Genomic DNA, 12,539 nt, shown 5'->3' on the forward strand with positions numbered 1-12,539 from the left:
CGAGGCCCGGACGCGAACGCAGGTGCTCGTTGATCACCAGTAGGACGCGCACGAAAGATCCCGGCAGCGCGAATCGGACGTATCGTCGTGCGACGAGCGGACGACCTCGCCGTCGCCGCAGGAGGGAGGACGACCGTGCTGGCCGTGGCCCTGGGGATCGTCGTCGTCGGACTTGTCGTCATCGGTATCGCAAGCGTGCGGCGACGCCGTGGCGGTGACCCGCGCTCCGTCACCTCCTACGAACCGGCCGAGGGGTCCGCTCTCGGCCAGGTGCCCGGGTACATGCCAGGCATGCGCCGCCGGGTCGAGCCCCACGACGAGACCGCTGCCGAACTCGTGGTGCCGCCTCGCGAGCAGGGGGTCGACCTGGACGCGAATGAGGTCCGGGTCCGCCGAACCGGCTGACGGCGAAGCCGGCGTGTCCGGCAGCGCGACGATGGCGCCCTACTCCCACTGGATGCGCGCGGACCGCCATCGTCGTGACGCGCGCCGGCGGCGCCCGGCCAGTCGTCAGGCGAGGGCGGGCTGGTCCTCGTCGAGACGCGTGAGCCAGTCGAGGAACACGCGCGCCCGCGGCGACGGGCGGGGCGAGTCGAGGGGTCGGAGCAGGTAGTGGGCCTGGCGCATCGGGAAGGACTGCGGCAGCGCGAGGCTCACCCGGCCCGCCCGCACCGCCGTGCGCGCGAAGCGCTCCGGGACGACGGCGCTGGCGTCCCCGGCCGCGGCGAGCTCGAGGGCGGTCACGGTGGTGTCGACGGTGATCGCGGCCCCCGAACGACCGCCGGGGCCGACGTCGTGGCTCATGCGCTGCCAGACGTCGTCGAAGCCGAGGACCTGGATGCGCGGCCGGGCGAACAGCTCGGCGATCCCGGTGACCGGACCCCAGCGGTCGAGGTGTTCGGGCCCGTGCACGACGACCGCGCTGTCGTGGTGGAGGAGTTCGGCGTGGGCCTTCGGCCAGGCGCCACGGCCCTGGTGGATGTCGAGATCGGCCTCTGTGGGTGCACGGGCCCGGCTAGGAGCCCCGGGAGGTCTACACCGTGGAGGAGGGCTCCCAGGACGACGGTGGCCGACGGGGTGTGGGCGCGACGACGGTGCGGAGGACCGGTGCCGACGGCATCGGTTCTGCGACGTGATCCGCGGAGACGGGTAGCTCTCCGTGGACCTCGATCACGGGTGGTGACCCGAGGTCTCGGAAGGCGCCGGAGAACCGGTGCCGTCGGCAGCGGTTCCTGCGATGGACGACGGGACCGAGCGCGACGATGGCGCGCTGCTCCCACTGGGTGCGCGCAGACCGCCATCGTCGTGCGGCACACCGATGGCACCGGGGACGTCAGACCAGGCGCCGGTCGGTCGCCCACCGCGAGAGCTCGTGCCGGTTCGACGACTGCGTCTTGCGCAGCACGCTCGACACGTGGGTCTCCACGGTCTTCACCGAGATCACCAGCTCCGCCGCGATCTCCTTGTAGGCGTAGCCGCGGGCGAGCAGGCGCAGCACGTCGCGCTCGCGGCGGGTCAGCTGGTCGACCTCCGGGTCCACGGGCGGCGCCGCCCCCGGCCGGTCGGCGAACGCGTCGAGCACGAAGCCCGCCAGGCGCGGCGAGAACACCGGGTCGCCGGCCTTCACCCGCACCACAGCGTCGGCGAGGTCGCGGCCCGAGATCGTCTTCGTGACGTAGCCGCGGGCGCCGGCCCGGATCACCGAGATGACGTCCTCGGCGGCGTCGGAGACCGACAGCGCCAGGAACACCACGTCCGGGTACTCGGTCCTGGTCCGCGCGAGGACCGCGGCACCCCCGCCGTCGGGCATGTGGACGTCGAGCAGCACCACGTCGGGCCGGTAGTGCCCGATCCCGGCGACCGCCTCGCCCACCGAGCCGGCCTCGCCCACCACCGTCACCCCGCGCGCGCCGGGACCCTCCAGTTCCGCGCGCACCCCGCGGCGGAACAGGGCGTGGTCGTCGACGATGAACACCCGTGCGGGCTCATCGTTCGGGCTCGTCATGGTCGAGCTCCGCTGCGCTTCGTCTCCCGGCTCGTCATGCCACCTCACTCGGTTGCTCGGTCCGGGGCATCGTCAGCCCCACCTCGGTGCCCTCGCCCAGCGTGGTCCGCAGCCGCACGGTGCCCCCGTGCCGCTCGACGCGGGCGCGGATGGAGTCGGCGAGCCCGTGCCGGTCGTCGGGCACGGCGTCGGGCTCGAAGCCCTTGCCGCGGTCACGGACGAAGACGCTCACCGTCCCGTCCTCGCACTCGGCGTACACGCTGATCTCGTCGACCCCGGCGTGCTTGGCCGCGTTGGTCATCGCCTCGCGGGCCGCGGCGACGAGGGCCGCCGTCCGGACGTCGAAGGCCGCCTCCCCGACGATCACCGGGGCGACCGACACCGCGAAGGTGTCCTCGATCTCCCCGGCCGCGGCCCGCAGGGCCGCCCCGAAGCAGGTCGCCTCGGGGACCTCGTCGTCGGTCGACTCGCGGTAGAGCCAGTCCCGCAGCTCCCGTTCCTGACGACGCGCCAGCCGCCGGACCTCCCGCGCGGTCTCGTCCCCCGCGACCTCGGTGTGCCGCTGGATCAGCGCGAGCGTCTGGAGCACGGAGTCGTGCAGGTGCGCGGCGATCTCCGCACGCTCCTCGCTCCGGATCCGCTCGCGTCGTTCCTCGGTCAGCTCGCGCGCCAGGCGCATCCACCACGGGACGGTCAGGACGACGACGCCGACCAGCGTCGCGGTCGCCGCGAGCAGGCCGAACTGCACGGCACCGACGTCGGCGCTGGAGAGCAGGAAGGCCGCGATCCCGCCGGCGACGAGCAGGGCGCCGAGGACCGCGCGGACGATCCCGCCGCGCCCGGCGACGATGCGGGGCCGGCCCCGGGCGCCGCGGGTCGCGTCGCTGTCGGCCTCGCGCCACACCACGGCCGCGCCGACCAGCGCGATGCCGAGCGGGCCGAGGATCCAGCCGGAGATCTGGTCGCCGACGGCGGAGAGCACCAGCCCGAGCGCCAGCCCCAGGGCGACCAGGCCGTAGCCGCGCACCCGGTCGCGGTCGTCGACCTCCCGCTCGACGCCGACCGGCTCGATCGGGCAGCACACCCACAGCGCGCCGTAGGCGAGCACGCCGGCGCCGCCGAGCGCGCACAGCAGGGTGAACACCACCCGCACGCGCAGCACCGGGACGCCGAGGTGGTCCGCGACGCCGCCGGCGACGCCCGCGACCACGGCGCCGCGGCGGTGCCGGCGCACGCGGCGCTCGGCGACCGGCGTCGCCGGTGGTTCCTCGGTCAACGTCACGGGAGCCATCGTCACACGGCGGGCGGCCCGCGGACCTCGGGTTCCCCGCCCGGGCGACCCCGAGAAATCCCGGGGTCGGTCGGGGGCGGTGACCGGGGTCGTCCCGGACGATCCGTCTGGTCACGGTCGGCAGGCTCGGACACCATCACCACCGGGACCGAGAGGATGAGCCCATGAGCGGGGCCACGAGCACGAAGGACGGGACGGACCTCGCCGCCGTCGCGCGGGGGGCGTGGGAGTCGAGGCCCGCCCGCCGGCACGAGGACACGAAGATCGCCGGGGTCGCCGGCGCGATCGCGCGACGCTACGACCTGGACCCCACGCTGGTGCGGGTCGCGTTCGTCGTGTGGGCGATCGTCGGGGGCGGTCTGCTGCTCTACCTGCTGGGCTGGCTGGTGCTGCCCGCCGACCCGGCCGACCCGCCGCGCCACGACCGCGCGGCACGGACCAGGGCCGGCGGCCGGACCGGCGCCCCGACCGTCGTCCTGATCGTCACGGTGGTCGTCGGCATCGCGACCATCGGGAACGCGACCGGCGGCCGGTGGGTCACGTTCGTCGGGCTCGCCCTCGCGGCAGTCACCCTGTACCTGCTGCACGCCTCCCGCGCCGACCTCGGCGTCCCCGGCACCCCCGGCGTGCGGCCCGGCGCGGCCGAGCCGGTCGACCTCGGCGAGCCGGTCGCCTGGGACGCGCTCGGCGCGGACCCGAAGGCCTGGGCCTATCCGGCACCGACCCGACGTCGGGAGACCCCGGCGCCGATCGCGCGGGAGCCGCGCGCCCGGTCCGTGCTGACGCCGGTCGTCCTCGCACTCGCCCTGCTCGCCGCCGGCCTCGCGGCGGTCGGCGTGCTGCTCGGGGTGCCGGGCGTGACCGGCGTGTGGATCCCGGCGGCCGCGCTGGCCGTCGTCGGGCTGGGGCTGCTCGTCGCGGGCGTCCGGGGGCGACCCCGGCGCGGCCTCGTGTTCGTCGCGATCCCGCTGGTGCTCGCCACCGTGTTCGGCGCCTACGCCGCGACCCGGCCGGACGACTCGGACTTCGTCGGCGACCAGCGCGGCGTGGGCGACCTCGTCGCGACGCCGCTCTCGACCGCGCAGGTCCTGCCCGGCTACCGCACCGGTTTCGGCGACATCACCGTCGACCTGTCGAAGGTCGCGCCGGGTCCGCCGATCCGCACCACCGTCGAGTCGGGCGCGGGCGACATCACCGTGACCGTCCCGGCGACCGCGGACGTGACCGTCACCTGCGCGAACGGGGTGGGCGACGTCGACTGCCTCGGCCGGTCCGGCAACGCCGTGACGAACCTGGTCGACCCCGGGCCGGACGGTCCGGGCGGACAGGTCGTCGACCTGACCGTGCGCAACGGCGCCGGGGACCTGGCGGTGCGCCGTGGGTGAGTCCGGCTACGACCCGCGGGCCTGGGCGACGCCGTCCGAGTCGCCCACCGTCCACCCCGACGCCGACCGGCCGGGCGCGGCGCCCGGCGCGCCCGCCCGCCGGGGCCCCGACCCGATCGCCCTCCTGGTCGGCCTCGTGTGTCTCGCCGTGGCGTCGCTGGCGATGATCAGCCCGGCAACCCTGGTGGCCGTCGACCCGCGCTGGGTGCTGGCCGGAGCAGCCGTCGTGATCGGCGTCGGCGCGCTCCTGACGACGGTCCGCCGCCGTCGCTGACCCCGTGTCAGGGTGAGTCATGCGGATCGACCTGCACCTGCACGACGCGGCCGTCCTGACCCTGGACGGTGACGGCCCCGGCCGTCCGGCCCGCGGGCTGGCGATCCACGGCGGGCGGGTGCTGGCCGTGCTCGACGACGGGTCGCTGCCGGCCGGCTGGTCGGCGGCGCGGACCGTCGGCTGCGGCGGCGCGACGGTGGTGCCCGGCTTCGGCGACGCCCACAACCACATGGCCTGGTTCGGGCAGACCCTCGCCGAGATCGACCTCTCCGGGATGCGCACGCTCGACGAGGTCTACGCCGCGGTGGCGGAGCGGGCCGCGACCGCCGGCCCCGACGAGTTCGTGGTCGGCGCCGGGTACGACGACGTGGTGCTCGGCGGCTCCCCGCACCACGCCGCGCTCGACCGGGCCGCGGGCGGACGGCCCGTCCGCCTGCAGCACCGGTCGGGGCACGTGTGTGCGGCCTCGACCGCGGCCCTGCGCCGCGCGGGCATCCTCGGCGGCACCGCGGTGGTCCCCGAGGGCGGGAAGGTCGTGCTCGACGACGCGGGCGAGCCGACCGGCGTCGTCGAGGAGGCCGCCCAGCCGCTGATCGCGGACCTCATGCGGCCCTACGCAGTCGACGACGTGGCCGCCGCGCTCGGTCGGGCCTCGCGGGTGTACGCCGAGCAGGGCCTCACCCACGTCACCGAGTGCGGGATCGCCGCCGGCTTCATGGGCCGGACCCCGCGGGAGCTCGCGGCCTACCAGGCGGCCCGCGACGAGGGCCTGCTCCTCCAGCGCGTGCAGGTGATGCCCGTGGACGCCGCGCTGCACGAGGTCCCGGGCGGCGACGGCGTGGGGCTCGACCTCGGGATGCGGACCGGCTTCGGCGACGACCGCCTCCGGCTCGGACCCATGAAGATCTTCTTCGACGGCGCGTTGAGCTCGCGGACGGCGGCCATGAGCGAGCCGTTCGACGACCGCGACCACGCCGGTTACTACCAGGACGACCCCGACCACATGCACGCGATGGTCGTCGGCGCGCACCTCGCGGGGTGGACCGTCGCCGCACACGCCATCGGCGACCGGGCCGTCGTCGCCGCACTCGACGCCTTCGCCGACGCGCAGTCCCGGCTCCCGCGTCCGACCGTCCGGCACCGGATCGAGCACGCCGGCGTGGTCACCGACGAGGGGATCGAGCGCTTCGCCGCCCTCGGGGTCACCCCTGTGCCGCAGGCGCGGTTCCTGCACGAGATCGGTGACTCCATGGTGGCCGCGGTCGGTGACGGGCGCGCCGACCTGCTCTACCGGCACGCCGCGTTCCTGCGCGCCGGCGTCCGGGTCCCCGCCTCGTCCGACCGTCCCTGTGTCGCCGACGGCCACCCGCTGCGGACGATGCAGGCCATGGTGACCCGACGCTCGTCGTCCGGACGGCTGATCGGCCCCGCGGAACGCGTCGACCCGGTGACGGCGCTGCGCTCGCTCACCGTCGACACCGCCTGGATCGCGGGCGACGACCGGAGCCGCGGTGTGCTCGCACCCGGCCACCACGCCGACCTGGTGGTGCTCGGCGACGACGTCACCGCGGTGGACCCGGCCCGCATCGGCACCGTCGAGGTGGTGGCCACCATGGTCGGCGGCGAGTGGACCCACGGCACCCTCTAGCCCACGGCCCCTCCCCCGCGGCGTCGTTGCTGTCATCCAGTGGCAGGATCGCCCCTTCCTCGCCTCAGCGGATCCCGTCGACGGGGAGCGGCCCGCGGGAGAGCACGGTCCGGATCGCGAACGTCGAGCGGGCGTCGACCACCGCGTCGATGGCGAGGACGTGGTCGAGCAGCAACGACTCGTAGGCCGCGAAGTCCGGCACGACCGCCTCGACGAGGAAGTCGGCCTCGCCGCTCACCACGTGGCAGGCGATCACGGCCGGGATCGCCGTGAGGGCGTCCTCGATGCCGCGGGAGGTCGCCCGGGAGTGTTGGGCCACGCGGAGCGAGATGAACACGGTCATCCCCAGCCCCGCGCGGGCCCGGTCGAGCTCGGCCCGGTACCCGCTGATCAGGCCGGCCGCCTCGAGCGCCTTGGTCCGGCGCAGGCACGACGACGGCGAGAGCTTCACCCGCTCCGCGAGCTCGACGTTCGCGATGCGGCCCTCGCGCTGCAGGATCGCCAGGATGGCGCGGTCGATCCTGTCGTAGCCCTCGTCCGGCACGTCGTGCAGCCTAGACCGTCCTTCTTGACGATTCGTTGCGCGACGAGGTCGTCATCGCGGCGGAATCGGCAGCGGATGCGCGGCGTTCCGCGACATCGTTCGACGCATGGACGAACTCAGCACCACCCGGGCGGTCACTCTCTACGTCGGCGCCCTGCTCGGCCCCGGCGTCCTGCTCCTGCCGGGCCTCGCCGCTGAGGTGGCCGGACCGGCCTCGATCGTCGCCTGGGCCGGCCTGCTGGTGCTGTCGGGCCTGCTCGCGGCCGTCTTCGGCGCGCTGGGACGGTCGCACGGCGGACACTCCGGGGCAGCCGGGTTCGCCGGGGCCGCGTTCGGTCCGCGGGCGGAGCGGGCGGTCGCGGTCTGCTTCCTCGGCGGGGCCGTGCTCGGCGCGCCGGTGGTGTGCCTCATCGGCGCCTCCTACGCGGCTCGGCCCTTCGGCGGCGGGCCCGGGGCCACCACCGCGCTCGCCGCGGTCCTGCTCGTGCTCGTCGTGGCGCTCACCGCGTCGGGCGGGCGCTCCTCGGCGGGGGCGCAGCTGGGACTCGTCGGCGTCCTGGTCGCGCTCGTGACGGTCGCCGTGGTCGCCGCGGCCCCGCACGCACGGGCCGAGCACTGGACGCCGTTCGCGCCGCACGGGTGGACCGCGGTCGGCACCGCGGGCTCCGTGCTCATGCTCTCCTTCGTCGGCTGGGAGGCGGTCTCCCCGATGACCGCCCGGCTGCGCGCCCCGCGTCGGCAACTGCCCCGGGTGATCGCGGCGGCCTTCGTCGTGACCTCGACGCTCTACCTGGGCCTGGCCGCCGCGACCGTCGGTGTCCTCGGCCCCGGCGCGAGCAGCCCGACGCCGGTCGCCGACCTGCTCCGCGTCGGCGTCGGCCCCGCGGGCACGCTGGTCGCCGCCCTCGTCGCGGCGTGTCTCACGCTGGCCGCCACGAACGCCTACCTGACCGGTGCCGCCGCGATGACGACCGCCGTGTCCGGTCCGCGCGCCGCCCGCCGGCTCCCGCTCGGGGTCGGGGTCGTCGGCGTGGTGCTCCTGCTCGGGACCGGCCTCGGGTGGTGGAGCACGGCGACGCTCGTCGCGATCCCGACCGTCCTGTTCCTCGCCGTCTACGTCGCGGCGACCGCCGCCGGCGCCCGCTTGCTCGCCGGCCCCCTCCGCGCCGTCAGTGCGGTGGCGTGCGCGGCCGTCACGGTCGTCCTGGCCTTCGCCGGCGTCGTCGCGGTGCTACCACTGCTCGTGGTCGCCGCGGCGACGGCGCACCGCGGCGCCCGGGTGCCGGCGGGCGCACGGACGTGACCCGCATCGTCAGGAACCCGCGATCTCCGGCACCGGGGCGGCCATCGGCACCCGGGAACGTCGCGCGGCGAGGCGCGAGAACCCCGGGATCGCCGACAGCACCCGCAGCGCCGTCGGCGGGCCCGTGACCCCCGCGGCGTTGCGCTTCGCCGCGGCCTGCTCGATCCGCACCTGCCCCTGCTGCTCCTTCTCGACGCCGGGCCGGCGCCGGCGCTCGAGCTCGCCCGGGTCCTGCCCGGTGACGACGAGGTTGGCCAGCTCGGCGGCGTCGGCCAGCGCGAGGTTGATGCCGTTGCCGCCGACCGGGCTGACCACGTGTGCGGCGTCCCCGAGCAGGACGAGCCCGGGCTTCGACCACGTGTCCACGGTAGTGATACGGACCGGGAGCAGGGTCAGGTCGTTGACCGACCGCACCGTCTCCCGGACGCGGTCGGTGAGCCATGGCAGCACGGAGCCGAGCGCCTCGACCAGCGGCCCGACGCCGCCGGCGCGCACCTCGGCGAACGTCCCGGCCGGGATCGACCAGCCGATCTGCCACTGCCCGGTGCCCTGGTCGAGCAGCGCGATCGTGCCGCCCGGGCGGGCGAAGAGGTCGAGCCCCGACGACGGGGGGTCGTCGTCGTGCTGGTCGACCGCGGCCCAGAGCAGGTCGAGGCTCGCGCCCAGCTCGGTGGCCTCGATGCCGGCGGCGGCGCGGACCTTCGAGGAGCGACCGTCGGCGCCGACGACGAGGTCGGCGGCGAGCTCGTGGGCCTCGCCGTCGACGGTGTAGCGCACGCCGGTGACGCGGTCGCCCTCGCGCAGCAGGTCGCTGAAACGCGCACCCATGCGCACGGTGGCGCCGTGGCCGGTGGCGCGCTCGCACAGCCACGGCAGGAACCGGGCCTGCGGGATCAGCGCGTAGAAGGGGAACCGCGTCGACGCGCCGCGGTAGTCGACGAGGCGGTACGTGCGCTCCGGGGTGTGCCACCGGAATGCGTCGGAGCGGGTGTGCGGCACCTCCGCGAGCAGGTCCTGCGCGAGCCCGAGGTCGTCCAGGTACTCCAGGACGCCGGGCGCGAGGGTGTCCCCCCGGAAGCGGCGGGCGAAGTCGTGCCGCGCCTCCAGCAGGGTCACCTCGATCCCGCCGCGAGCCAGGAGGTACGTCAGCAGCACCCCGCCCGGTCCCCCACCGACCACCATCACGCGCGTTCCCATGCCCCCAGAATATCTCTTGGTGGCCAAGATAAAACCTGTGGCAGCGAAGCTGCCTCTGGGGGGAGGCGGTGCCGCTACAGCTTCCGCAGCCGCAGCAGCGCGTCGGCCAGCACCTCGTCACGCTTGCAGCACGCGAAGCGCACCTGGGTCTCCACGCCCTCCGGCGACGCGTGGAAGACCTGGTTCGGTACCGCCGCGACGCCGACCCGGGCGGGCAGCGAGCGGCAGAACTCCAGCGAGTCGGTCTCGCCCAGCGGTGCGATGTCCGCGGTGACGAAGTAGGTCGCCTTCGAGTGGTAGACCTCCAGGCCCAGGTCGCGCAGACCGTCGGTGAGCAGGTCGCGCTTGGCCTGCAGCTCGCGGCCCATCGTCGCGAACCGCTCCCGCGGCAGGTCGAGCCCCACGGCGACGGCGTGCTGCAGCGGCGTGCCGGAGGCGAACGAGAACCACTGCTTGACGCCGAGCACCTTCTCGATCAGCTCCGCGGGCCCCGTCGCCCAGCCGATCTTCCAGCCGGTCACCGAGAACGTCTTGCCGGCCGAGGACACCGTGACGGTCCGCTCCGCCATCCCGGGCAGCGTCGAGATCGGGATGTGCACCTCGTCGTCGAAGAGCAGGTGCTCGTAGACCTCGTCGGTCAGGACGATCAGGTCGTGCTCGATCGCGACCGCCGCCACGTCCTCGAGCTCCGCGCGCGAGAGCACCGCACCGGTCGGGTTGTGCGGCGAGTTGAGCAGGATGACCTTGGTGCGATCCGTGACCGCGGCGCGCAGCAGGTCGGCGTCCAGGTGGTAGTCGGGCGCGCTGATGCGCACCGGCACCAGCGAGGCCCCGACCAGCACCGACGCCGCCTGGTAGAGGTCGTAGAACGGCTCCAGCGCGATGACCTCGTCGCCGGCGCCGACGAGCGCCATCAGCGCCGACGACAGCGCCTCCGACGCTCCCGCGCACACCACGACCTGCGACGCCGGGTCCAGCTCCAGCCCGTAGAACCGGCGCTGGTGCTCGCAGATCGCCTCGCGCAGCGCCGGCACCCCGACGGCCGGCGGGTACTGGTTGAGCCCCCGGTGCATCGCCGCGACGGCGGCGTCGACGACCTCCCGCGGGCCGGGCGTGTCGGGGAAGCCCTGCCCGAGGTTGATCGCGTCGTACTGCACGGCGAGCGCGGACATCTCGGAGAAGATCGTCGTCCCCATCGGGGTGAGCCTACGGCTCCCGTGAGCACTTTTCCGTGCTCCAGCACGGAAAAGTACTCACCGGGCGAAGCCACCTACTCCCACTCGATGGTGCCCGGCGGCTTGCTCGTCACGTCCAGGACGACGCGGTTGATCTCGGCGCACTCGTTGGTGATCCGCGTGGAGATGCGCTCGAGCGTCTCGTAGGGCACACGCGTCCAGTCCGCTGTCATGGCGTCCTCGCTCGACACCGGGCGCAGCACCACGGGGTGGCCGTAGGTCCGGCCGTCGCCCTGCACGCCGACCGAGCGGACGTCGGCCAGCAGCACCACCGGGCACTGCCAGATGGTGCGGTCGAGGCCCGCCGCGGTGAGCTCCTCCCGGGCGATCGCGTCGGCCCGGCGCAGGGTGGCCAGCCGCTCGGCGTCGACGGACCCGATGATGCGGATCGCGAGGCCGGGGCCGGGGAACGGCTGGCGCTGCACGATCGACTCGGGCAGCCCGAGCTCCGCCCCGACCGCGCGCACCTCGTCCTTGAACAGCGCGCGCAGCGGCTCGACCAGCGAGAACTGCAGGTCGTCGGGCAGCCCGCCCACGTTGTGGTGGGACTTGATGTTGGCCGCGCCGGTGCCGCCGCCGGACTCGACGACGTCGGGGTAGAGCGTGCCCTGCACGAGGAAGTCGACGCCCTCGCCCTCGGCCAGGTCGCGCGCCGCTCCCTCGAAGGACCGGATGAACTCGCGGCCGATGATCTTGCGCTTCTCCTCGGGGTCGACGACGTCGGCGAGCTCGCGCAGGAACACCTCCTCGGCGTCCACCGTCACGAGGTCCACGCCGGTCGCGGCGACGAAGTCCCGCTCGACCTGGCCGCGCTCGCCCTCGCGCAGCAGGCCGTGGTCGACGAACACGCAGGTGAGCCGGTCGCCGATCGCGCGCTGCACGAGCGCGGCGGCCACCGCGGAGTCGACCCCGCCGGAGAGCCCGCAGATCGCCCGGCCGGTGGGCCCGACCTGCGCGCGGATCGCCTCCACCGTCTCCTCGACGATGTTGGCGGCCGTCCAGTCCGGGCGGATGCCGGCGACGTCGCGCAGGAACCGCTCGAGCACGAGCTGGCCGTGCGGGGAGTGCCCGACCTCCGGGTGGTACTGCACGCCGGCCAGTCGCCGGTCGACGTCCTCGAAGGCCGCGACGGGCGCGCCGGGCGAGGAGGCGGTCGTCGTGAAGCCCTCCGGTGCGGCGGTGACGCCGTCGCCGTGGCTCATCCACACCGGGTGCGCCTCGGGGATGTCGCCGTGCAGTCGGCCCGCCTCGGTGACCTGCAGCTCGGTGCGGCCGTACTCGCGGTCGCCGGTGTGCGCCACGGTGCCGCCGAGCGCCGAGGCCATCAGCTGGAAGCCGTAGCAGATGCCGAACACCGGCACGCCCGTCTCGAACAGCGCCGGGTCGACGCTCGGGGCGCCCTCGGCGTACACGCTCGCGGGCCCGCCGGACAGCACGATCGCGGCCGGGTCCTTCGCGAGCATGTCCTCGACGGGTGTCGTGTGCGGCACGACCTCGGAGTACACCTGCGCCTCGCGCACCCGCCGGGCGATGAGCTGCGCGTACTGGGCGCCGTAGTCGACGACGAGGACGGGGTGCTCACCACTGCTGCTCACGGTCCCCATCGTGCCCGACGGGGACGACCGCGTCGGCGCTTGCTCGATAGTGTCGAAGACAC

12 protein-coding genes are annotated in these 12,539 nt (G+C 74.8%); 5 read left to right on the top strand and 7 right to left on the bottom strand.

Features of this window, described 5'->3' with window-relative positions:
* Positions 1-135 precede the first annotated feature (135 nt).
* Complete coding sequence (locus ACQPYX_RS26870; RefSeq protein ID WP_433800379.1) at positions 136-405, top strand: hypothetical protein; 270 nt, start codon at positions 136-138, stop codon at positions 403-405.
* A gap of 105 nt (positions 406-510) precedes the next feature.
* Here ACQPYX_RS26870 and ACQPYX_RS26875 read toward each other — a convergent pair whose 3' ends face one another.
* From ACQPYX_RS26875 to ACQPYX_RS26885, 3 genes are all read right to left on the bottom strand, one after another.
* On the bottom strand, positions 511-1,137 hold the full coding sequence (locus ACQPYX_RS26875) for a LysR substrate-binding domain-containing protein (RefSeq protein WP_433803811.1): 627 nt from the start codon (positions 1,135-1,137) through the stop codon (positions 511-513).
* A gap of 196 nt (positions 1,138-1,333) precedes the next feature.
* Entirely contained in the window at positions 1,334-2,005 is a 672-nt protein-coding gene (locus ACQPYX_RS26880) for a response regulator (protein WP_433800380.1), read from the bottom strand.
* A 34-nt stretch (positions 2,006-2,039) separates the two neighbouring features.
* Positions 2,040-3,287, bottom strand: coding sequence for an ATP-binding protein (locus ACQPYX_RS26885; RefSeq protein WP_433800381.1), 1,248 nt, complete (start codon positions 3,285-3,287; stop codon positions 2,040-2,042).
* Positions 3,288-3,460: 173 nt separating this feature from the next.
* Between ACQPYX_RS26885 and ACQPYX_RS26890 the strand changes: the two genes are divergently transcribed.
* From ACQPYX_RS26890 to ACQPYX_RS26900, 3 genes are read left to right on the top strand one after another with little or no spacing between them, the layout of a single operon-like run.
* The gene (locus ACQPYX_RS26890) at positions 3,461-4,681 is read left to right on the top strand and encodes a PspC domain-containing protein (RefSeq protein WP_433800382.1); all 1,221 of its coding nucleotides are present in this window, start codon (positions 3,461-3,463) and stop codon (positions 4,679-4,681) included.
* Positions 4,674-4,955, top strand: coding sequence for a hypothetical protein (locus tag ACQPYX_RS26895; RefSeq protein WP_433800383.1), 282 nt, complete (start codon positions 4,674-4,676; stop codon positions 4,953-4,955). The genes ACQPYX_RS26890 and ACQPYX_RS26895 overlap by 8 nt, the downstream gene beginning before the upstream one ends.
* Positions 4,956-4,974: 19 nt before the next feature.
* On the top strand, positions 4,975-6,603 hold the full coding sequence (locus ACQPYX_RS26900; protein ID WP_433800384.1) for an amidohydrolase: 1,629 nt from the start codon (positions 4,975-4,977) through the stop codon (positions 6,601-6,603).
* 64 nt (positions 6,604-6,667) lie between these two features.
* Here ACQPYX_RS26900 and ACQPYX_RS26905 read toward each other — a convergent pair whose 3' ends face one another.
* The gene (locus ACQPYX_RS26905) at positions 6,668-7,147 is read right to left on the bottom strand and encodes an Lrp/AsnC family transcriptional regulator (RefSeq protein ID WP_433800385.1); all 480 of its coding nucleotides are present in this window, start codon (positions 7,145-7,147) and stop codon (positions 6,668-6,670) included.
* 106 nt (positions 7,148-7,253) lie between these two features.
* On the opposite strand from ACQPYX_RS26905, the gene ACQPYX_RS26910 reads away from it, so the two are divergent.
* Complete coding sequence (locus tag ACQPYX_RS26910) at positions 7,254-8,450, top strand: APC family permease (RefSeq protein ID WP_433800386.1); 1,197 nt, start codon at positions 7,254-7,256, stop codon at positions 8,448-8,450.
* 9 nt (positions 8,451-8,459) lie between these two features.
* Here the strand turns inward: ACQPYX_RS26910 and ACQPYX_RS26915 are convergent, their stop codons facing one another.
* From ACQPYX_RS26915 to guaA, 3 genes are all read right to left on the bottom strand, one after another.
* On the bottom strand, positions 8,460-9,647 hold the full coding sequence (locus ACQPYX_RS26915; RefSeq protein WP_433800387.1) for an FAD-dependent monooxygenase: 1,188 nt from the start codon (positions 9,645-9,647) through the stop codon (positions 8,460-8,462).
* Positions 9,648-9,721: 74 nt separating this feature from the next.
* Complete coding sequence (locus ACQPYX_RS26920) at positions 9,722-10,843, bottom strand: aminotransferase class I/II-fold pyridoxal phosphate-dependent enzyme (protein WP_433800388.1); 1,122 nt, start codon at positions 10,841-10,843, stop codon at positions 9,722-9,724.
* Positions 10,844-10,917: 74 nt separating this feature from the next.
* Entirely contained in the window at positions 10,918-12,486 is a 1,569-nt protein-coding gene (gene guaA / locus ACQPYX_RS26925; protein ID WP_433800389.1) for a glutamine-hydrolyzing GMP synthase, read from the bottom strand.
* Positions 12,487-12,539 lie beyond the last annotated feature (53 nt).

It is taken from the genome of Actinomycetospora sp. CA-084318, from assembly GCF_050955885.1.
Lineage (GTDB): Bacteria > Actinomycetota > Actinomycetes > Mycobacteriales > Pseudonocardiaceae > Actinomycetospora.

Coding starts and splice junctions, on each gene's coding strand:
- ACQPYX_RS26890 (WP_433800382.1), top strand. CDS start 3,461: ATGAGCGGGGCCACGAGCACGAAGGACGGGACGGACCTCGCCGCCGTC.
- ACQPYX_RS26880 (WP_433800380.1), bottom strand. CDS start 2,005: ATGACGAGCCCGAACGATGAGCCCGCACGGGTGTTCATCGTCGACGAC.
- guaA (WP_433800389.1), bottom strand. CDS start 12,486: ATGGGGACCGTGAGCAGCAGTGGTGAGCACCCCGTCCTCGTCGTCGAC.
- ACQPYX_RS26920 (WP_433800388.1), bottom strand. CDS start 10,843: ATGGGGACGACGATCTTCTCCGAGATGTCCGCGCTCGCCGTGCAGTAC.
- ACQPYX_RS26910 (WP_433800386.1), top strand. CDS start 7,254: ATGGACGAACTCAGCACCACCCGGGCGGTCACTCTCTACGTCGGCGCC.
- ACQPYX_RS26915 (WP_433800387.1), bottom strand. CDS start 9,647: ATGGGAACGCGCGTGATGGTGGTCGGTGGGGGACCGGGCGGGGTGCTG.
- ACQPYX_RS26900 (WP_433800384.1), top strand. CDS start 4,975: ATGCGGATCGACCTGCACCTGCACGACGCGGCCGTCCTGACCCTGGAC.